We start from the raw sequence: 19626 nt of genomic DNA on the forward strand, positions 1-19626 counted from the left end.
GCCTTTTCTTTGAAGGGGCAGCACAGACGCCCAAGTGTCAGGTGTCGTTCATCCAACTCAGCGTCGCATCCGTGTCACCGCCGGGCTTGTATTCGGCTCCCAGGGGCGCGTCATATCGCAGCCGTGCGATGGTGCTGAAGATGTGGGTATAGTTGACCTCACCGTGGTCCGGGGCCCCCCGATCGGGGACTGAGGCGAACTGGATATGACCAATTGAGGGCAGGAGCGTTTCGATCCGGTGGGTCAGGTCACCCTCCATCAGCTGCACGTGGTAGCAATCAAACATGAGTTTCAGGTTCGAGACCCCGACGTCGACGATCACGGCCAGCGCTTGATCGGTCGTGGTCAGGAAATAGCCCGGCGCGTCATATCTATTCAACGGCTCGATCAGGATCGTGATCCCGTAGGGGGCCGCCTTTTCGCAAGCGTAGCGCAGGTTTTCGACGAAGGTCTCATGGGCATCGCGGCCCTCCGCAAACCCGGCCATGACGTGGATATTGGGCGTGTTGATCGCGACCGCATAGGCAATAGCCTCATCAATGGCGGCGCGTGCGTCTTCCTCGCGTCCGGGCAACGCGGACAATCCGTTCTCGCCGCCGGCGACATCCCCGCGCCGGGTGTTGAGCCCCAACATGCGTAGGCCGGTTTCTTGCAGGGCCACCTTCACATCCCCGGCGGGCACGTCATAAGGCCAATGGCACTCCACGGCATCAAACCCTGCGGCTTTGGCCGCATGGATCGCGTCAGGCAAAGGCCGGTCCGCCCACAGAAACCCCAAGTTCGCAGAAAATTTCATACGTCCCACTCCACATCGAATTTTGTGATCAAGGCCTGCTGCTGCGCCTGAGTCAGCATCCGCGGGTTCATGCCACGCGTGAGCATGGCCAGTCGCGCGGTGTCTTCGAGTTCTTCGATGGCATTGCAGGCGGCTTCGATATCCTTGCCCGCAACAACCGGCCCGTGATTGGCCAGTATGACCGCACTACGCTTACCGGCAAGCCCACGCACAGCCTCCCCCATTGCCGGATCACCGGGCAAGAAGAACGGCAGCAACTTGACCTTCCCCAGCTTCATGATTCCGTAAGGCGTTAACGGGGGCAAAAGATTGTCTTCATCGGCGTCCGGCATAAGCGACAGCGCGACCGAGTGACAGGAATGTAAGTGCACCACTGCGCCTGCCGTGCTGCGTGTGTCGTAGAATGCAGTGTGAAGCGGCATTTCCTTCGTCGGCTTGTCGCCGTCGATGTGGTTTCCCGTCGCGTCAAATCGGCTGAGTCTACCAGGATCGAGCCTGCCGAAGCTTGTCCCGGTAGGGGAGACCAGAAGCCCGCCGTCTTCTGTTCGGGCAGAAATGTTGCCGGTGCTGCCACCGGTCAGGCCGCGATTAAACATCGACTTGGCCAGCAGGCAGATTTGCTCGCGCAGCTTTGCTTCGCTTATCATACTGCATCCAGCTTTTCTTGGGCATCGGTAAAGAAGGTTTCTGTCCCGAAATTGCCGGACTTGAGAGTCAGGGCAATCTGATGCCCGCCCGACTGGCAATAGGTCCAAGGGACACCCGGTGCGATTTCCGCGCCGATATCAAGTTGGGTCACTCCAAGCGCCTTGGTTACGGCCCCCGACGTCTCACCGCCCGCAACGATGACCCGGCGCGCCCCTTTATCTCGTGCGGCAACAGCACAGGCTGAAAGGGTAGCCTCTACAATCTCTCCGGCACCGGCCACTCCCAGTTTTTCCTGCGCTGCGCGAACGCTTTGCGGGTTGGCTGTTGCATAGATGATCGGAGCCTTGTCAAGTTCTTGTTTGGACAACCAATCAAGCGCTTTTTGCGGGCCGTTCTCGGCCAAAGCCAGCGGGTCCAACTGAAACGCCGGAATGCCGCGGCTTGTGTAGTCGGCCACCTGTTTGTTCGTCATGGCGGAGCAACTGCCGGACAGCACAATCGTTGCCACCCCAAGCTGCGGCGCCTTGGCCTTAGGGGCGTTTGCCGACAAGGTGCCATCCGCCAAATAGAGGGCGGGAAGAGGCATTGCTACGGCACTTCCGCCCGTCATCAGCGGCATATCACGGCAGGCTTCGGCGATTATCTCCAGATCCGAATTGGCAACAGCATCAACGACCACATGCGCCACGCCTTTGGCTTTCAGCTGCTCGAGTTCATTTCGAAGGGCGTCGGATCCTTGCGCCACTGTCAACCTGTCGGCCAGACCTACCGGGCGGGTGACCTGCGGCTGTAGAAGACGCATCAGGTTGCTGTCACGCATCGGGGTTAGCGGGTGATCCTTCATCGGGCTTTCTGCCAAGGGCTGCTGTCCGACAAACAGATTGCCCATAAAGATGGCGCGCCCATTTTCGGGGAAAGCCGGGCAATAGATCGTCTGGTCAGTGCCAAGGTCGGTCATCAGCGCCTCTGCGATGGGGCCAATGTTGCCTTCCGCTGTCGAGTCGAAGGTGGAGCAGTATTTCCAGAAAAATCTTTGCGCCCCTGCTGCCTGCAACCACTTCAACGCGGCTCGGGTCTCGGCGATGGCCTCATCAACCGGTGCAGTACGAGACTTTAGTGCGATGACTTCGAATGCAGCAGTTTCAGAGGGCGGGGTGTCGGGAACGCTGATGCGTAGGGAGACGCGTACACCACTTCGTGCAAGCAAGCCCGCGAGATCGGTCGCGCCTGTGAAATCATCGGCGATACAGCCTAGAACGGTGGTCATGTCTTTTCTCCCGGTAGGGTCAATCCAGCATTGCGGGCATATACTTTGGCGACTGCTGCGTCGTCTTCTTGCCCATGTCCCATCCCAGCAGCTGCAACGAATTGCTGTAGCGCCGCCGCAGTAATGGGTGCGCTGAACTGTGCTGATTTTGCGATATCGAGCACGATGCCAAGGTCCTTGGGCCAGATGTTGACCGAACTATGCGGCGTGTAGTCCCCCGCCACGATATGGGGCGCGCGGTTCTCCAGCATCCAACTGGTTCCTGCGCATTTACTGATAACTTCAACAAACTTCTCAGGAGCCACGCCTTGGGTCATGCCAAAGGTGAGAGCCTCGGCCATGGTGGCGATATGGACGCCAGCCAAAAGCTGGTTCACAGCTTTCATCGCGCTGCCAGCCCCAACTTCGTCTCCAAGCTCGAAAACCGTTTCGGCGATGCTACTCAGCAGCGGGCGCGCGGCAGAGAATGCCTGCGGGGAGCCGGAAGCCATGATCGAAAGTTGACCGCTGGCGGCTTTGATCGACCCCCCGGAAATCGGCGCATCAAGATAGTGCACGCCGTGTTCACCGCACCTTACAGCCATTTTTTTGGCGAAAGCTGGAGGGACGGTCGCGCAGGCCAACACAACGGCGCCAGGTTTCAGTTTCGCAACGATGCTGTTTTTTCCGAATAGAACGCTTTCGGTTTGGGCCGCGTTCAATACCACCACCGCAATGGCATCCAGCCTTTCGGCGACCTCAGCAAGAGGAGCATCTTGCCCCCCCTCGGCTTTGAACTTGGCGATCTGGTCCGGGTTGATATCAACGCCCCAGACCTTGTGCCCACCACGCAGTGCTGAAGCGGCCATACCATAGCCCATCGAGCCAAGGCCGATGATCGCAACATTTCTAGAGTTCTTGGTGTCGATGGTCATTTTAGTCTCCTTTTATCCAGTTCGGCAGCCACAGGGCGACGTCAGGGAAGAACAGGACGATAGCAAGTGCGACGACCTGAATGCAGATAAAGGGGATGAGTGCGCGGAATATTTCTGACAAGCTCATGTCTTTAGGCGCAACAGACTTCAGGTAGAAGGCAGCAGGACCAAAAGGCGGAGAAAGGTAGCTGACCTGCATGTTCATCGCAAAAAGAATGCCGAACCATACCGGGTCCATGCCAAGCTTGATGATGATCGGCACGAAGATCGGCATGGTTAGCAATGCGATGCCGATCCAATCCATAAACAGGCCGAGGACCACGAGAATACCCATCATGATCAGCACGATCACAATCGGTGACGCCCCACTATCAAGGATGGTGCTTTCGATGAACCGGTTGCCGCCCATCAGGTTATAGACCCCAACCAAAGCCGCCGCGCCAAGGCCGATCCAGATGATCATACCACAGGTCTCAAGCGTCTGTTTCAGGCTGTCGCGGATGAGAACCCAAGTCACCTCGCCCCGAACAGCTGCCGAAAGGAAAACACCGACAACCCCCATAGCGGCGGCTTCAGTAACAGAGGCGATGCCACCGTAGATCGAACCCAACACAGTCACCGCCACGCCAACCGGCAGGATCACACCCCTCATCTTGCGCAATTTCTCGGCCATTGGGATGTTAAGCTCCTCGTTCGAAATTGGCGGGCCCATCTCGGGGTTCGCGTAACAGCGGATAAGAATGTAGATGATGTAGAACGAAGCCAGCATCAGGCCCGGTGTCACTGTTGCAAGAAACAGGTCACCGATGGAAACGCTGGCGGTAAGCCCGTAAACGATCAGAACAATCGACGGCGGGATCATCGTGCCAAGCGAGCCACCCGCACAAACCGTGCCAATGGCCAGCGCGCGGTTATAGCCAAGCCGCAGCATCTGCGGCAGCGCGATCAGACCCAGAAGAACGATCTCGCCACCAATAATGCCGGAAATCGATGCAAGGAACACGGCTGCAACCAGTGTTTGAACAGCAACACCGCCCTTGATGCGACCAGCGACAAGGCGCATCGCATCGTAAAGATCCCGCGCCATGCCTGAACGGTCCAACAAAGACGCCATCAAAACGAACATCGGTATCGCCACGAGGACGTATTCATTGACGAAGGAATAGATCCGGCTTGATACCAAGGGCACGCCGGATGTTCCGAACCAAGCGATCGTGAACAGGATCGCAATCAGGCCGGTGACAAAGGCCAACGGGATACCCGTCAGGATCAGCACCATGATTGAACCGACAAGCAACAGTGAACCTGTTTGGATACCGAGGTTCCGACCTTCGGAAAACAACAAATAGCCGCCAATTGCGAGGATCGCGAAAACAGCACCGATGCCAATGATCGCCCATTTGCTGGGTGTTTCACCGGCGCTTTGGCGATATCCGGTGCCCTTCCAGGCGGTCCAGATATGGCCAACGGACTGAATTGCCAAAACGATTGCAGTGATCAGAAGCATCATTTTGATAATGGCAGGCGTAGTTGGATTCCAAGCCGAGCCCGAGCGTTCAAGGCGAACGTCGCCCTGTGGTGTCCACCACGACTTTTCGACCATCGTGTAGGCCGCGTAGGCAATTGCGACTGCGAAAAACAGCGCAAGTAGGCCGTTTACGACATCCAACAGTCTCCGCGTTCCGCCACTTGTGCCGAAATAGATCAACCCGATACGGATATGTTTGTCTGCCGCCAGACACTGCATCCCACCGTACAGATAGCACGCCGCGATCAGCGCAATAACTGTTTCGTGGGCCCAAATCGTGGGGGCATTAAAGAAATAGCGTGCGACGATCTCATAGAGTGAAATCAATGTCGCAATAGCAAACAGGAAACTAAAGACTGTTCCCACCGTGACAATGCCGCGATCCAGAGCATTCTGGGGGCCCGCACTGTCTTCTTCATGGACCTTTTTGAGCGCTTCAAGTTGCGCGTTGACTTCGGCTTCCGTTATCGCCGGTTCATGTTGTGCCATGGTCCCCTCCCGGAACTTGAGCAATAAATACGGGCGAAGGGGCCAGAACCGGCCCCTTCGCTACATTGCAAATGCTGAGCGTTACTCGGCCAGAAGGCCGGCCTCGGTGAGGTATGTCGTGACGCTCTCGTAGGCTTTTCCAGCCATCTCGGAACGCTCTGCCCAATTTGCCCACTGCGACTTTGCGATGCCACGGAACCGCGCACGCTCTTCGTCAGACCAGTTGATCACGGTGATGTTGGGGTCGGTCATTGCTTCTGCAACAGCGATTTCGTTCTGCTCGTCCAGCTGGCTGACCATATCGCGCGCAAAGACGGAAACAGACTCGTTCAGGAGGGCCTGAAAATCCTCGGGCAAGCCGTCATAGATCTCCTTGTTGATCGACACCTCGATCACAGGCATCGAGTGAAAGCCGGGGTAAAGCGGATATTTGGCGAACTCATGCATGCCTTGCGCATGGTTGGTCGAGAATACGGTATAATCCGCAGCGTCTATGACGCCTTTTTCCAGCGATGTGTAAACCTCGGAGCCGGGCAGGTTCACCGGCGATGCGCCCGCAGCGGCAAAGACTTCCTGAACCATGCCTTCCGGTGCGCGCATCTTGATACCTTCAAGATCGTCAACACCATGGATCGGAACTGTCGACAGGAAAGCCTCAACGCCCGTTGCCGATGCTCCAAGGAATTGCAGACCATAGGGGTTTACCAGCTCGTTAAAGAGCTCCTTACCGCCGCCGTTTTCCATGTAGTCGAACATCTGCTCGGGTGCGGACCATGCACCGACAAGATTGCCCAACATGGCAAAAGCCGGATCCTTACCCGAGAAATATGACGGGTCCGTGATGTGGCCCTGCAGAATGCCCGCACCTACGGCGTCGAGCGTTTCATTGTGGGCCACCACGGTTCCCACTGGCACAACGGTGATTTCGATGCGGCCGTCGGACAGTTCATTGACGCGATCGGCCCAAGCTTCCTCAATCGGAAAAAAGTTGTCCCCGGCCTGTGCGGAGGTCTGGAACGTCCATTGATAATCTTGCGCCAGCGCCGTGCTCGCTGAAAGCGTTGATGCGGCAACGATGCCACTCAGGACGAGCGACTTGAAAGTGTAGTGTGTCATGGTTCCTCCCACAGCGCCGAAATAGCGCTAGTTTTCAGTTGATCGTGGCCTCCTCCGAAACCACGGCAATGCCCGGATTACTCACCGGTATCGCAACCGGTACCGATACCGGTATTGATACCAGTGCCCAATTTGCCCTAAGCTGTCAATACTTCGATGTCGACTTTGCGATACAGATGCGTGAACAAAGGCTTGGTTCTTGCTGGTGATGGGCCACCAAGCGACAGGCAAAATGGAGGCAAGTCTATTAAAAGCAGGAAAACTTTAGCCGATGTCGCTGCCGCTGCCGGTGTCAGTAAAATGACAGCGTCGCGCGCGCTTCGTGGCGACAAAGACGTCTCGCAGGCGAACATTGAGCGGGTCAAACAGGCCGCACGCGAGATCGGCTACTACGGGAATCAGTTCGCCTCCTCCCTCTCAAGCAAACACACCGACCTGATCGGCGTCGTGGTGCCCAGCCTGTCAAACATCGTTTTCCCGCAAGTCATGTCCGGGGTGACCGACGCGCTGAAGGGCACCTTGCTGCAGCCGGTTTTCGGGGTAACCGACTATGACCCCGAAACAGAATACGAAACCTTGCGGAACATGCTGTCATGGCGCCCTGCTGGGTTGATCGTGACCGGGATTGACCAACCGCCCGAAACCCGCCAGCTGCTGAAAGACGCAGGCGTTCCGGTTGTACAAATCATGGATATCGACGGCCATCCTGTCGACGCCTGTGTCGGGTTTTCGCATAGCGAGGCCGGCCATGACATTGCTGTCGCCCTGTTTGAGACAGGGTTACGGCGCTTCGGCTACGTGGGGCGAAACCTCGACAAGGACCTTAGGGCCGCGAAACGGAAACAAGGTTTCCACAGCGCACTGCGCAAACATGGACTCGCCTTTGCCGGCATTATTGATGGATCGGATTTGCTGGTCGATGTGACTGCGCTTTCAGCTGTCGATTGCGGCCGCCGTTTGACTGCAGACCTTCTGAAACGACAGCCCGATCTTGATTGCATCTACTTTTCAAACGATGATCTTGCGTTTGGCGGCCTATGTCACTGCATTGCCGAAGGCATCGACGTTCCAGGTGATGTCGCGCTAGCGGGTTTCAACGGTTTGGGTCTCATCGAAGGGTTTCCCGGCAAGATCGCAACTTCGCGGACAGCGCGCAAACAGATTGGCGAGCAAGCCGCACGGACGATCCTTGAGACTTTGGAACACTCTGCTGCCGAAATGGAAAAACTGCACATCCTGAAGCCAGAAATATCGCTTGGCGAACTGGCTGTGACCAATGACAAGCCCGACTGACCTTGACCGGCTACGACTTTGATAGCTCTGCTCGCAAACTTTCAGAAATGCCTCTCGACTTGGAGGCCGAGATGACCCGTTGCGCGAGATCAAAATCGTTTCGACCGATCTGAGCTCCATCATACGATCGGTTTGGGTGTATTTCCGCGGCAGAACTGAGTCGCATAGTCCGCATCTGGATGATCGGAATGAGCAGCCGCGAGAGCACGGTATCGGAACGGGAAAATCCGATATCTGTGAACGACCGGTCGAGTGACATGCACTGCACCGCAGCAACAAGTACGCCGCACGCGCGAAGGGATACTGCGTCAGCGAAGGCCTAGAACCCAAGGTCGGCTTTGTCCGCGTCTTTCCAGTTGGTGTGCGGTGCAGCGAACGGCACTCCCTCGCAGAACAGCCGTTCATGGACCATGCGGCGAAGGTGTCAGACTGAGCCCGACTCGGCCGTTGTGGTTTTCTGCTGCGTGCGCTCGCAGCGTGAAAAATGCAGCATGAGGGAAAAATTTCGTGCTGCCGCGCAGCGGTTCAACCCGCCATTCGTGGATGTCGCAGCATAGATCAGGCGTCGAATGTACAAGATGCGGGACGGAGCTTCCTTTTGCTCACGCGGCTATTGCATTCGCAGCATCGCTTCGCGGATGCGGCATGCTCGCCGCTGCGTTGTAACCGAAGTCACCATACCAGTCATTCAAACCCCCGATAATACGCTGATTTCATGCCATCTGTTCTACGGAGGAGAGTCCATAGGCATGTTTCATCTTAGGGGTTACCAAAAGTATGCGGGGTCAGTTCAGCAATACGGGTAGTTGAATAGGTCCGCGAAACCCGAAACCGCGCCAAATCACAGCGTCTGGATCAGGTAGGGACATGTTTGGGAAACGGTCGAAGAGCAGGGGCAGCATGACTTGCGCGACCGCACGGCGCGCCACATGAGTGCCCTGGCAAAAATGCGGGCCGTTCCCGAAGGATTGATGCGGAACCTTGTCACGGTAGACGTTGAAGACCTCGCCGTCCTCAACGACATCCTCATCGCGATTGGCGCTGGCCTGAATAGTCATCACCGTTTCGCCCTTTGGAATAACGCAGCCTCTGATCTCCGTGTCTTGTGTCGCAAGTCGGGATGAAGCAGAGATTGGCGCGACCCAGCGTACGCCTTCCTCAAAGGCTTTGTCCCAGTCGCCATCCCGTTTGACCTGTTCGAACTGGTCGGGATTGCTCAGCAGCCCCACGACGATCGTATTCAAGGCATCGCGCGGCTCGTTGATGCCGCCACCGATGGCGATCTTGATGTTAGCGTAGATCTGCTTTTCCTCAATCGGATTATCTGCATTCAGCATGACCGAAAGCGCCGAATTATTCGGCTCTGCCCGGTGCCGGTCTTGCAGCCTGTCAAACAGCGCATGCATCTCTTCATTCGCGCGATCCGCGCGCTCGAAAGGTTCATCGCGCCAGCCGAAATTTCCTGCACCGTCGATCAAGGCCTGACTCCAGCGTTGCATTTCGTCGTCTGAGGCCTTTTCAATCCCCAGCAGGATCGCGAGACCGCGCGCGCAGTAAGGGCCCGACAGCGCGGGAAACAGATCAACCACCTCACCGCGCGGCAAGCGTGCAACGTAGTCTCCTGCGATCTTTTGATATTGAGGCACCCATTCGTCACGGATGACCTTCGGCGCAAAGGCGGGCGCCATGGCCATACGCTCACGCAGATGCTCGGCTCCATCCTTGCGCATCAACGTATGCGCCCAGAAGGCGCGTTTCATCGGCGTGTTGGGGTCGTCGGAACTGAAAAGCTCGGGGTTGTCTTTGACGTACTTCGTGTCGGCCGCTTTGGTCAGCAACGTGCGTCCGGCGGCTTTGACCCGAACGACCGGTGCTTCGGCGCGCAGGCGGCGATAGATAGGGAAGGGATCGCGGTCGAGTGCATCAAGCGTGATGGATTCGTCCACCGGGGCAAGTTCAGTCATCGCTTTCCCCCAACAACCGCAGTGCGTTCTGTTTCAAGATAAGCGGCCGCACCTCATCCTTGAACGGTGCCTTTTCGAAATCGGCAAGCCATCGGTCGGGTGTAATCGCCGGCCAGTCAGAGCCGAACAGCATTTTCTTTTTCAGGATTGAATTGGCGTAACGAATGAAGGTTTCGGGAAAGTACTTGGGGCTCCAGCCGCTCATGTCATAGTAGACATTCGGTTTGTGCTGGCAGACGGCCAGCCCTTCTTCCGTCCAGGGAAAACTGGGATGGGCGAGGATGATCGGCATGTCGGGAAAATCGACCGCCACATCATCGAGATACATTGGGTTGGAATACTTCAGTCGCATCCCCATGCCGCCCCGCATGCCTGAGCCAACGCCGGTCTGGCCAGTGTGAAAGAGCGTGATCACACCTTCTTCCGCGCAGGCCTCCAACACTGTGTAGCACGCCTCGCGGTCATTGGGGAAAAACCCCTGCATCGTGGGGTGAAACTTGAAACCGCGCACACCGAAGTCCCGGACCAGCCGCTTGACCTCGCGCGCGCCTGCCTTGCCCTTGTGCGGATCGATGGAGGCGAAGGGGATCAGGATATCATCGTTTTCGGCGCAGATGCCAGCAACCTCTTCGTTGGAATAGCGGCGAAAGCCTGTCTCGCGCTCTGCATCGACAGGGAAGATAACGGCGGCGATGTTGCGCTCGCGATAGTAGGCGGCGGTATCCTGAACCGTCGGCAACATTCCATCCGCGCCCGCCGGGTTCTTGAAGTATTTGGCCATACCGGCCTGAAATTCGTTGTAACCGTCATCGCGGCCGTGGTTGCAGGGTTCTTCTGCATGCGTGTGAAAATCGATCGCTTTGACCGCGCTGAAATCAACCATGATGGGCCTCCTGTTTAAAATGCTATACAGTAGAACCGTTAACCTATACAACAAAATTGAAGGCAGGGAGGAAGATGAATGGTGGACAGCTTGGGCAAGCGGAACGTGACGCGTGTCGAGATTGACGGTGACATCGCGACCCTCATCTTTGATCGCCCCGAGAAGCGGAACGCCATGAACGACCAGCTTGTTGCTGAGCTTGACGCCTTTTTTGCCAATCCACCAGAGAGTGTGAACGCCGTGATCCTGCGCGGGGAAGGCGGGCATTTCTGTTCAGGTCTTGATCTGGCGGAGCACGAGCACCGCGACCCGATTGAAGGTGTCTATCATTCGCGCAATTGGCATCGTGTGTCCGATGCCATCGAGCTTGGCGGATTGCCAGTCGTCTCGGTCCTGACCGGCGCTGTAATTGGCGGCGGGCTTGAAATCGCAGCCTCGACCCATGTTCGTATTGCTGAGCCGGATGTGCGGTTCCAGCTGCCCGAAGGGCGGCGCGGGATATTCGTAGGCGGCGGTGCTACCGTGCGTGTCGGCCGTTTGCTCGGCGCAGACCGGATGCGGGAGATGATGCTGACGGGGCGCAACTACGGTGCAGAAGAAGGCCTAGCGCTCGGGCTGTGCCACTATTCTGTCGAGGCTGGCGAAGGTTACGATCTTGCGAAAAAACTTGCGCGCAAGATCGCGGATAATGCGCCCTTCTCGAACTACCTGATGATGCAGGCCATCTCGCGTATTCAGGATATGCCCCGCGCTGAGGGGTTCTTCACGGAAAGCCTTGCGGCCGCGATGTCTCAGACGTCCGACGGCGCAAAAGAAGGGTTGCGGGCATTCTTGGAGAAACGGCCGCCGAAATTCAGATAACCAAGGCAGATGAGCGGAAAAACCGACACTGCATCACCTTTGTCTCACTGGGAGGAGAAGACATGAAAAAACGTAGCCTTATCAAAACAGCGATTGCCGGACTGGTAACCGCGGCAGCTCTGGGCGGCTCGGCCCATGCGCAAGAGGTCACTCTGCGCTTGCACCAGTTCCTGCCGCCTCCTGCGACGGTGCCTGCCAAGATCCTCAAGCCCTGGGCGACTGCGGTGGAAGAGGCCTCTGGCGGTCGAATTGCGATCCAGCATTTCGATGCCATGTCATTGGGTGGCCGTCCGCCGGAGTTGATGGATCAGGCGCGCGACGGCGTTGTTGACCTGTCCATGACGGTCGTTGGATACACCCCGGGACGCTTCCCCCGCACGGAAGTCTTCGAGCTGCCCTTCATGATGACCAACCCTGTCGCCACAGCGTCCGCCTATTGGGAGATGGTCGAGACGGACTGGCAAAGCAATGAGTATAAGGATGTCAAGGTTCTGGGCGCTTGGGTGCATGGCCCCGGTGTTGTTCACTCCAAGGACGGCGTAAACAGTCTTGAGGATATGAAAGGTCTGACGGTACGTGGCCCGACGCGTATCATCAACGATATGCTGTCGGAGCTGGGCGCAGAACCTGTTGGCATGCCACTGCCCGCAATTCCCGAGGCGCTGTCCAAGGGCGTTGTCAAAGGCACGGTTATTCCATGGGAAGTGACCCCTGCGATCCGCCTGTCGGAGCTGGTGACAAACCACACGGAATTCTCCGGCGAAGAGGCGCTTTATGCGGCGACAATCGTTCTGGTGATGAACAAGGCCAAATATGAGGCGCTGCCCGATGATCTCAAAGCGATCATTGATGCGGAGTCAGGCGCAAAACTGTCCAAGTTCGCCACTCAGGTGATGTGGGACATGGATGCACCCGCGCGTGCCATTGCAGAAAAAGCTGGCAACACCATTGTTGAGCTCGACGCGGACGAAGTGGCTCGCTGGAAAGAGGCTGCGGGCCCTGTGATTGACCGCTGGATCGCCGACATGGACGGCAAGGGCCTCGATGGCGCAGCTTTGATCGAGCAGGCAAAAGCGCTGATCAAAAAGCACGGCGGTTAATTCCTGAAGGTATTTGGGCAATCAAACGATGTATCACACCCTCGACAGACTAGCGTATGCGCTTGCGCGGGTTCTGGCTCTGGCTGGTGGCTTGGTTCTGTTGGGCATTACGTTGCTGACTTGCGTATCGATCATCGGGCGTGTCTTTGTGCCCTTTGATATTGGGCTTGGTCCCATTCGCGGCATCTATGACATGACTGAGATCGGTATGGCCGCTGCTATCTTCGCCTTTCTGCCCTGGGCGCAGTATAGGGAAGCCCATGCGCGCGTTGATCTGTTCCAGTTTGCAATGCCGCGTAAGGCCGATCAGTTTCTTGACTTGGCTTTCAATGCTGGCATGGCCTTTGCGGCGGCGGTTGGAACCTATCGGCTCTACCTTGGTATGCAGGACAAGCTTTCCTACGGTGAAACGACGCTGATTGCGCAGATCCCTGTCTGGCAGGGATATGCCGCGGGCCTTATCGGCGCGGTGGGCTTTGTCATCGTCTCCGTCTTTTGCACCCTGCGGTCTGGGCGTCGATTGGCCGGGTATGCAGACAATCCCAAAGGGATTCAGCCATGACCAACATCGAACTGGCGATCTGGTCCCTGCCGGTACTGTTGATCCTTGTTTTCCTGCGCGCACCCATTGCGCTTGCCATGATCGGCGTTGGCGTTGGTGGCACGTATCTGGTGATCGGCACGCCCATGATGACGCTCAACCAGCTCAAGACGCTTACTTACGGTACCTTTTCCAACTATTCGTTTTCGATCATCCCACTGTTCTTGCTGATGGGTCAGTTCGCCACGCAGTCAGGCATGTCCACATCACTGTTCAAGGCCGCAGAGAGCTTTCTGGGTCACCGCAAAGGTGGTGTGGCCATGTCCGCCATCGGCGCTTGCGCTGGATTTGGTGCGATCTGCGGATCGTCCCTGGCAACAGCGGCCACCATGGGGCAAGTCGCCCTGCCTGAAATGAAACGCTACGGATATCCAGACAGCCTGTCTACCGGTGCGCTGGCGGCGGGCGGCACCCTTGGCATTCTGATCCCGCCCTCTGTTATCCTCGTGATCTACGCAATCCTTGCGGAGCAGAACATCGCCAAACTCTTCGTCGCGGCGTTTATCCCCGGCATTTTGGCCGCCATCGGTTACATGATCGCGATTTCCATCTGGGTGCGCGTACGGCCCAATGCAGCCCAGTTGAGTCCGCGTGTGCCATGGGGGCAACGTCTGGTCATGCTGGGAAAGATCTGGCCAGTTATCGTAATTTTCGTGGCTGTCGTTGGCGGCATCTACGCCGGGATTTTCACCCCAACGGAGGCTGCAGCCGTCGGCGCGGCAGGTACATTCATCGCCGCACTGGCAAGCGGCGAAATGTCGTGGCCCCGATTGACGGAATCCATCCTGTCCACGGCCAGTGCCTCGGCGATGATCTTTCTGATCATTTTGGGCGCGGGCATTTACAACAACTTCCTGTCGCTCACGCAATTGCCGCAAGAAGCCTCCGCATGGGTTGGCACACAAGGCTTCTCGCCGTGGTTTGTGCTGACAATCGTTCTCATCATGTATCTTCTGTTCGGCTGCGTCATGGACAGCTTGTCGATGGTTCTTTTGACCGTGCCGATCATTTTCCCGATCATGTCCGTGCTTGATTTCGGTCTGAGTGTGAACGACTTTGGCCTCTGGTTCGGCATCCTTGTTCTCATCGTCGTGGAGGTCGGATTGATCACACCGCCCGTGGGGATGAATCTCTTCATCATTAACGGGATGTCCAAGACCACACCCATCAGCGAAACCTACAAAGGGGCGCTGCCCTTCGTGATCACCGACATCGTCCGGGTCGTGATATTGGCGTCTTTCCCGGCGATCACGCTCTGGCTGGTTTGGGTCATCGACGCACTTTAGCCGTGTTGCCGTCATGAGAAAGCGCAGGCCCCCTATCTGTCGGTCTTGGAAACGGGCTTTACCCAGATGAGCCAACTTTGCGGCTTTTTTCGATAATGGGCGGCGCGGCGTTCAGGGTTTCCATGGCGAAGCCTGCCGCCGACTTATAACCAGCCATAAACTCGGCGCGCTCCGCCTGCGGGATCACGTCATCAATGTCGTCGAACATTCCGCCGCAGCGTTCGTCGACGATATTGAGCAACCCGAACGGCCCGGCGCCTCTGTTCCGCAAGACCAGTTCTGAAACCGGGCCGCACAGCTCATTGTCATAGGCCGCAAGGGCATCGCCGCTCAGCCCATGCTCCAGCATCTTTGCCCCCAGAACGCGCCCGTCCACAATGGCTTGCGTCGCGCCGTTGGACCCGGTCGGATACATCGCGTGCGCGGCATCGCCGAGTAAGGCGACATTGCCGTCTTGCCAAGTAGGGATGGGGTCACGGTCGATCATCGGGTTTTCAAAGGCCGTCTCTGCCCCGCGCAACAGCGTGGGCACATCCAGCCAATCCCAGTTCCAGTCTTCAAAATGATGGATGAACGTACCGACACTGGTCGGCTTGAACCAACTGCTTTCGCGAACAGCTGGATCGTCGTAGGTGACTTCGGCAATCCAATTGATCCAGGCCAGCCCGTCTGTATCAGTGGGTGAGATCGGATATATCACCATGCGTTGTTTGTGGGTGCCCAGCCCTATGAATGATGAGCCAGTCCGGATCGGTTTGGCCCGTGTCGTGCCACGCCACATGATCGCGCCGCCCCAATGGATCGGGGGTTGGGCCGGGTGCATCTGCGCGCGGATTGCTGAATGAATGCCGTCCGCGCCAATCAAAAGGGCTCCGCTTTGCGTCGTCTGTCTGCCGTCCGCCGTTTCAATAGTCGCAGTGACACCGCCATCTGCATTGTTCTGATAGCCCACAACGCGCGTGCCCAATTGCACTGTATCGGCGCCAGCGCGGGCGATCAGTTTTTGGTAAAGTGCCATGTGAAGCTGGCCGCGATGGGCCGCGTATTGGGGCCATGCGTAACCGGCGTCCAATCCGCGCGCTTCGGCATAGATGTCCTTGCCGTTCAGCCCGACCAGCGCCCATTCCTTTGCAGGAACGCCAACCTGATCCAACTCATCGGTGCTAAACCCCATGTCGAGAAGCTCGCGCACACCGTTCGGCTGAAGGTTGATCCCAACGCCAAGCGGGCGAAGCTGTTCGACCGCCTCGAAAACGATGGCGCGCACACCGATCTGATCAAGCGTCAAAGCCAGCGCCAGCCCGCCAATGCCACCCCCTGCGATAAGTACGGTCTGATCAGGCATCGGCCTATTCCTCATGTCTTGGATTAACTTAAACGGTCAGTGTCTCGGGATTGCCGTCATACAGCTCAGCAATCTTGTTCGCGTTGTTGGCACGCATGGCACGTTGATTGAGCGAGCCTTTCTCAGTGACCTCGCCTTTGTCAAAGCTGGGCTCATCGCGCAGGATCAAGGCGCGCCGCACGCAGGTGGCCGATCCTGTGGCTCGCTCGGCGGCGCGGCGCAGCTTGTCGCGCAAGGCGGTATGCAGTTGATCTGCGTCCATCTGCTTGGCGCCCTCCGAGAGCAGCAAGAGCGCGCCAAGCTCGGCTTCGTTCTCGCCGGTGATCACAGCATCGCGCACAAGCCCGTCCATGGCATCGACGAGCACTGCACGCACCGCGCCAACAGCGACCCATGTGCCCGTGTTCAGCTTGAAATTTTCAGCAACGCGCCCGTCAAAAAAGAAGCCCTTCGTGAAATCCGCCGGATCAGCAGGGCGCAGGGCATCGCCCATGCAATAGTATCCTTCCCCGTCAAAGGCTTCGGCGGTTTTTTGGGGATCGCCATAATAGCCCGCTGTGATGCTTGGCCCTTTCAGGCGCACCTCAAGCTTTCCGCCGTTCGGTACAAGTTTCATGGACAGCCCTGCGGAGGGCACCCCGACGTTCCCGGAGAAGTCCTGCACATCCGTGCAAGCCAATGCAAAAGGCGCTGTCTCCGTCGCGCCAAGACTAGTTGCAAGCAGAACCTCCCGCCCTGTCGTCTTGCGACCAATCGCGCGCAACCTGTCCCACGTACGTTGTGGCATCCCTGCGCCTGCATAAAACATCATGCCCAGTTGGCTGAAGAATATCTTCGCAAGCGCCCCGTCCGCTTCGAGTTCTTCAATCAGTATATCCCATCCGACCGGAACGTTAAAATACCACGTGCAGGCAACATCGCGCAGATTTCGGAGAGTTTCGTCAAAGGCACCGGGGGCGGGTTTGCCTTCATCGATATAGTAAGTGCCGCCATTGGTCAGGACGAGGTAGGAAACCTTGTTGCCAGCAGCGGTGTGGTTCCAAGGCGCCCAATCCAGCACGACGGGAGGGCGCTTTTCTAAGAAGCGATAGCAATCGCGCACCATCGCCTGATTTGCGCAGATCATGCCGTTGGTGTTGATCACGGCCTTGGGGGAGCCGGTCGAACCGGAGGTGAACAGATATTTGACGACCGTGTCTGAAGACACATGCGCGCGCGCGCGCTCTGCCGCCGACCCGTCACCTTGCAACAGGTCACCAAACCTCACGGCCGATGCCCCACGCAGTGCGATCACGCCCATCTGCAGCGAAGAGATCGACGCAATTGCCGGCGCAAACTGGTCACTATCCTCGGCATAGACAGCGCCCGGTTTCAGCAGCGCTGCGATGTCCTTAAGCTTGCCGTGATCTTTCGAGACCAGCGAATAGGCGGGGCTGACGGGGGCATAGGGAATGCCAACGTAAAAACAGGCAAGCCCAAGAAGACCATGCTCCAAAGAATTGCCTGACAGGATCAAGAGCGGCCTGTCTGGCCCCAGCCCCATCTCCAGCAGGTGTGACCCGATCTGGCGCGCAGCGGTGCGCGCCTCCCCGTAGGTGATCTTGCGCCAGTCCCCCTGATCATCGCGCCGTGCGAGCCAGGGCTGATCCGGCGTGGCGTCAGCCCATTTGTCGAGATAATCCGCCAAAGTCGGCAAATGCTCCGGCAGAGCTTTGATTTGCTCCATCAAGATCGTGCCGTCGTCGCGGGTGGTGATGTCAAAGGTTGGCGACCAGAAATCGCTTGGATTCAGCGCGCTCATATCAACGGGGCCCCATGCGTATGGCACCGTCCAAGCGGATGGTTTCACCATTGAGCATGGAGTTCTGGGTGATGTGACTTACCATTGCGGCATATTCAGCCGGATCGCCAAGCCTTGATGGAAATGGCACCTGCGCGCCAAGCGAGGCCTGCACCTCTTGAGGCAGCTCATCAAGAAGTGGCGTTAGAAACAGGCTCGGCGCGATCGTGCAGACGCGCACGCCCTTGTCAGCCAAGTCACGCGCCATGGGCAAGGTCATCCCGACAATGCCGCCCTTTGAGGCGGAATAGGCAAGCTGGCCAATCTGTCCGTCAAAAGCCGCCACCGAAGCGGTGTTCACAATAACGCCGCGCGCGCCATCAGGTGCGATCGGCTCTGCCGCGCAGATTTGTGCAGCCGCTTGACTGGCGCAATTGAAATTGCCCATCAGATTAACCCTCATGGTCTTTTCGAACAGTCCCGGATCGTGCGGGGCCCCGCGCGAAACTGTCTTGGCCGCGCCGCCGATTCCGGCGCAATTGATCAGAATACGCAACGATCCGAGCGTGTCCCGAACATCTGCGATGCCCTCTGCGACAGAAGCGGGGTCGGAGACATCAACTTTGACGAACCGCCCGTCAATCCTGGCGGCCTGCGCGCGGCCTGCCTCTTCATTGAGATCAAACAGGGCGACATTGAGCCCGTCCGCAGCCAAGCGTTCCGCTGTCGCAGCGCCAAGTCCAGACGCGCCGCCCGTTACGATTGCCGTGTATCCGGCCCAATTCTGCAAGCTCATTTTAGCGCTCCTCTGCGGCGGATCTTTTTCAACAGGGACAAAAGCTGCTGTTTCTCGGCTTCGGTCATGTTGCTAAAAAGACAGTCTTCATGCGCGCGCACGGCCTCGATTGTCTCACGATAAAGCTGACGTCCCGCTTCGGTGGGGACCAACGCCTGCACACGCCGGTCAGTTGGCACTTGCACGCGTGATAGACAGCCCTTCGCCTCCAACTCGTCTACAATTGCGACAAGACCTGATCGTTCAATCCCCATTATCCGCGCCAACTCACTCTGCGTGATATTGGGGTGATCGTGGGTCAGGGAGAGTGCGGAAAACACACGCGCAGAGAGACCGTCCTTGCCCATTGCCTCGCGGAAATCCTCTTTGACGACGATATATGCGCGCTTGAGATTATAGCCGACGAGCTCTTCCAGATCAGGTGTTTTGAGATCGTTGTTGGCAACAATCCGTGGCGTGTGCTTGGCCATAACCAGCCTCCAATTAGACATAGTCACAATAGGCCTAACTTGTTACATTGGTAAACAGTTATTCCTATGAAAGGCTTTGTGATGGACCTGCCGACACCAAAATTGGACGAGGTTTGCACGCTGCAAGTTGAACTGGACCCGATCCGCGAGATGGGCGCGGGCCGTGCAGGGCATCGGCGGATTGTTCCAATCGTGGGCGGCAAGGTGACGGGCGCGCGTTTGTCAGGGCGCATTCTGAATCTTGGCGCCGATTGGCAAACCATCTTCGAGGGAGGACTGGCCGAACTTGATACACGATACGCGATGGAGACCGATGACGGAGCTGTCATCGAGATTATCAATTACGGGTTTCGTCATGGGCTAGAAGAGGTGCTTGCTGCTGTCGCGCGCGGCGAAAAGGTTGATCCGGCTGCCTATTACATGCGCACCCACGCACGGCTGGAGACGGGCGATGAGCGTTATGACTGGGTGAACCGGACGCTGTTCGTC

General features: G+C 57.5%; 18 protein-coding genes and 1 pseudogene. 6 read left to right on the top strand and 13 right to left on the bottom strand.

Annotated features, from left to right (window positions below; translation table 11 throughout):
- Positions 1–37: 37 nt before the first annotated feature.
- From Z947_RS0101250 to Z947_RS0101275, 7 genes and pseudogenes are all read right to left on the bottom strand, one after another.
- Positions 38–796: a hydroxypyruvate isomerase family protein gene (locus tag Z947_RS0101250; protein WP_025042493.1), complete on the bottom strand. Its 759-nt coding sequence runs from the start codon at positions 794–796 to the stop codon at positions 38–40.
- Positions 793–1443 (bottom strand): 3-oxo-tetronate 4-phosphate decarboxylase, encoded by a 651-nt coding sequence (otnC, locus tag Z947_RS0101255; protein ID WP_025042494.1) that lies wholly within the window; start codon positions 1441–1443, stop codon positions 793–795. The genes Z947_RS0101250 and otnC overlap by 4 nt, the downstream gene beginning before the upstream one ends.
- On the bottom strand, positions 1440–2711 hold the full coding sequence (gene otnK, locus Z947_RS0101260) for a 3-oxo-tetronate kinase (RefSeq protein ID WP_025042495.1): 1272 nt from the start codon (positions 2709–2711) through the stop codon (positions 1440–1442). The genes otnC and otnK overlap by 4 nt, the downstream gene beginning before the upstream one ends.
- Positions 2708–3625, bottom strand: coding sequence for an L-threonate dehydrogenase (ltnD, locus tag Z947_RS0101265; protein WP_025042496.1), 918 nt, complete (start codon positions 3623–3625; stop codon positions 2708–2710). Before ltnD ends, otnK begins: the two co-directional genes overlap by 4 nt.
- 1 nt (position 3626) lies before the next feature.
- Positions 3627–4904 carry a TRAP transporter large permease gene (locus Z947_RS22305; protein ID WP_240477494.1) on the bottom strand — a complete coding sequence of 426 codons (1278 nt, stop codon included), beginning with the start codon at positions 4902–4904 and terminating at the stop codon, positions 3627–3629.
- 174 nt (positions 4905–5078) lie between these two features.
- A pseudogene (locus Z947_RS22310) lies at positions 5079–5642 on the bottom strand (TRAP transporter small permease subunit); the annotation flags it as partial.
- Between the two features lie 81 nt (positions 5643–5723).
- Positions 5724–6758: a TRAP transporter substrate-binding protein gene (locus Z947_RS0101275; RefSeq protein WP_025042498.1), complete on the bottom strand. Its 1035-nt coding sequence runs from the start codon at positions 6756–6758 to the stop codon at positions 5724–5726.
- 300 nt (positions 6759–7058) lie between these two features.
- On the opposite strand from Z947_RS0101275, the gene Z947_RS0101280 reads away from it, so the two are divergent.
- Positions 7059–8051, top strand: coding sequence for a LacI family DNA-binding transcriptional regulator (locus Z947_RS0101280; RefSeq protein ID WP_240477493.1), 993 nt, complete (start codon positions 7059–7061; stop codon positions 8049–8051).
- 785 nt (positions 8052–8836) lie between these two features.
- Here Z947_RS0101280 and Z947_RS0101285 read toward each other — a convergent pair.
- Both Z947_RS0101285 and Z947_RS0101290 read right to left on the bottom strand, forming a co-directional pair.
- The gene (locus tag Z947_RS0101285; RefSeq protein ID WP_025042500.1) at positions 8837–10015 is read right to left on the bottom strand and encodes a cytochrome P450; all 1179 of its coding nucleotides are present in this window, start codon (positions 10013–10015) and stop codon (positions 8837–8839) included.
- A complete protein-coding gene (locus tag Z947_RS0101290) occupies positions 10008–10898 on the bottom strand; it encodes an amidohydrolase family protein (RefSeq protein WP_025042501.1) in 891 nt (296 codons plus the stop codon). Before Z947_RS0101290 ends, Z947_RS0101285 begins: the two co-directional genes overlap by 8 nt.
- A 78-nt stretch (positions 10899–10976) precedes the next feature.
- On the opposite strand from Z947_RS0101290, the gene Z947_RS0101295 reads away from it, so the two are divergent.
- The 4 genes from Z947_RS0101295 to Z947_RS0101310 all read left to right on the top strand — a co-directional run bounded on the left by Z947_RS0101295 (position 10977) and on the right by Z947_RS0101310 (position 14746).
- Positions 10977–11759, top strand: coding sequence for a crotonase/enoyl-CoA hydratase family protein (locus tag Z947_RS0101295; RefSeq protein ID WP_025042502.1), 783 nt, complete (start codon positions 10977–10979; stop codon positions 11757–11759).
- A gap of 62 nt (positions 11760–11821) precedes the next feature.
- A complete protein-coding gene (locus tag Z947_RS0101300) occupies positions 11822–12859 on the top strand; it encodes a TRAP transporter substrate-binding protein (protein ID WP_025042503.1) in 1038 nt (345 codons plus the stop codon).
- Positions 12860–12887: 28 nt separating this feature from the next.
- The gene (locus Z947_RS0101305) at positions 12888–13421 is read left to right on the top strand and encodes a TRAP transporter small permease (protein ID WP_025042504.1); all 534 of its coding nucleotides are present in this window, start codon (positions 12888–12890) and stop codon (positions 13419–13421) included.
- Entirely contained in the window at positions 13418–14746 is a 1329-nt protein-coding gene (locus Z947_RS0101310; RefSeq protein ID WP_025042505.1) for a TRAP transporter large permease, read from the top strand. The genes Z947_RS0101305 and Z947_RS0101310 overlap by 4 nt, the downstream gene beginning before the upstream one ends.
- Before the next feature lie 58 nt (positions 14747–14804).
- On the opposite strand, the gene Z947_RS0101315 is transcribed toward Z947_RS0101310, so the two are convergent.
- From Z947_RS0101315 to Z947_RS0101330, 4 genes are read right to left on the bottom strand one after another with little or no spacing between them, the layout of a single operon-like run.
- A complete protein-coding gene (locus Z947_RS0101315; RefSeq protein WP_025042506.1) occupies positions 14805–16091 on the bottom strand; it encodes a flavin-dependent oxidoreductase in 1287 nt (428 codons plus the stop codon).
- Between the two features lie 28 nt (positions 16092–16119).
- On the bottom strand, positions 16120–17892 hold the full coding sequence (locus Z947_RS0101320; protein WP_025042507.1) for a feruloyl-CoA synthase: 1773 nt from the start codon (positions 17890–17892) through the stop codon (positions 16120–16122).
- Between the two features lies 1 nt (position 17893).
- On the bottom strand, positions 17894–18667 hold the full coding sequence (locus Z947_RS0101325; protein ID WP_037938453.1) for an SDR family NAD(P)-dependent oxidoreductase: 774 nt from the start codon (positions 18665–18667) through the stop codon (positions 17894–17896).
- Positions 18664–19137 (bottom strand): MarR family winged helix-turn-helix transcriptional regulator, encoded by a 474-nt coding sequence (locus Z947_RS0101330; protein ID WP_025042509.1) that lies wholly within the window; start codon positions 19135–19137, stop codon positions 18664–18666. The genes Z947_RS0101325 and Z947_RS0101330 overlap by 4 nt, the downstream gene beginning before the upstream one ends.
- An 81-nt stretch (positions 19138–19218) precedes the next feature.
- On the opposite strand from Z947_RS0101330, the gene Z947_RS0101335 reads away from it, so the two are divergent.
- On the top strand, positions 19219–19626 hold a 408-nt coding region (locus Z947_RS0101335; protein ID WP_025042510.1), incomplete at its 3' end, for a DUF3237 domain-containing protein.

It is taken from the genome of Sulfitobacter geojensis (genome assembly GCF_000622325.1).
In the GTDB taxonomy this organism is placed as follows: domain Bacteria; phylum Pseudomonadota; class Alphaproteobacteria; order Rhodobacterales; family Rhodobacteraceae; genus Sulfitobacter; species Sulfitobacter geojensis.

What these genes read in the sequence shown, in the direction of transcription:
- Z947_RS0101280 (WP_240477493.1), top strand. Translation starts at nt 7,059, where the DNA reads ATGACAGCGTCGCGCGCGCTTCGTGGCGACAAAGACGTCTCGCAGGCG.
- Z947_RS0101290 (WP_025042501.1), bottom strand. Translation starts at nt 10,898, where the DNA reads ATGGTTGATTTCAGCGCGGTCAAAGCGATCGATTTTCACACGCATGCA.
- Z947_RS0101250 (WP_025042493.1), bottom strand. Translation starts at nt 796, where the DNA reads ATGAAATTTTCTGCGAACTTGGGGTTTCTGTGGGCGGACCGGCCTTTG.
- Z947_RS0101320 (WP_025042507.1), bottom strand. Translation starts at nt 17,892, where the DNA reads ATGAGCGCGCTGAATCCAAGCGATTTCTGGTCGCCAACCTTTGACATC.
- Z947_RS0101295 (WP_025042502.1), top strand. Translation starts at nt 10,977, where the DNA reads ATGGTGGACAGCTTGGGCAAGCGGAACGTGACGCGTGTCGAGATTGAC.
- Z947_RS0101300 (WP_025042503.1), top strand. Translation starts at nt 11,822, where the DNA reads ATGAAAAAACGTAGCCTTATCAAAACAGCGATTGCCGGACTGGTAACC.
- Z947_RS0101275 (WP_025042498.1), bottom strand. Translation starts at nt 6,758, where the DNA reads ATGACACACTACACTTTCAAGTCGCTCGTCCTGAGTGGCATCGTTGCC.
- Z947_RS0101330 (WP_025042509.1), bottom strand. Translation starts at nt 19,137, where the DNA reads ATGGCCAAGCACACGCCACGGATTGTTGCCAACAACGATCTCAAAACA.
- Z947_RS0101325 (WP_037938453.1), bottom strand. Translation starts at nt 18,667, where the DNA reads ATGAGCTTGCAGAATTGGGCCGGATACACGGCAATCGTAACGGGCGGC.
- Z947_RS0101310 (WP_025042505.1), top strand. Translation starts at nt 13,418, where the DNA reads ATGACCAACATCGAACTGGCGATCTGGTCCCTGCCGGTACTGTTGATC.
- otnK (WP_025042495.1), bottom strand. Translation starts at nt 2,711, where the DNA reads ATGACCACCGTTCTAGGCTGTATCGCCGATGATTTCACAGGCGCGACC.
- ltnD (WP_025042496.1), bottom strand. Translation starts at nt 3,625, where the DNA reads ATGACCATCGACACCAAGAACTCTAGAAATGTTGCGATCATCGGCCTT.
- otnC (WP_025042494.1), bottom strand. Translation starts at nt 1,443, where the DNA reads ATGATAAGCGAAGCAAAGCTGCGCGAGCAAATCTGCCTGCTGGCCAAG.
- Z947_RS0101315 (WP_025042506.1), bottom strand. Translation starts at nt 16,091, where the DNA reads ATGCCTGATCAGACCGTACTTATCGCAGGGGGTGGCATTGGCGGGCTG.
- Z947_RS0101305 (WP_025042504.1), top strand. Translation starts at nt 12,888, where the DNA reads ATGTATCACACCCTCGACAGACTAGCGTATGCGCTTGCGCGGGTTCTG.
- Z947_RS22305 (WP_240477494.1), bottom strand. Translation starts at nt 4,904, where the DNA reads ATGGTGCTGATCCTGACGGGTATCCCGTTGGCCTTTGTCACCGGCCTG.
- Z947_RS0101285 (WP_025042500.1), bottom strand. Translation starts at nt 10,015, where the DNA reads ATGACTGAACTTGCCCCGGTGGACGAATCCATCACGCTTGATGCACTC.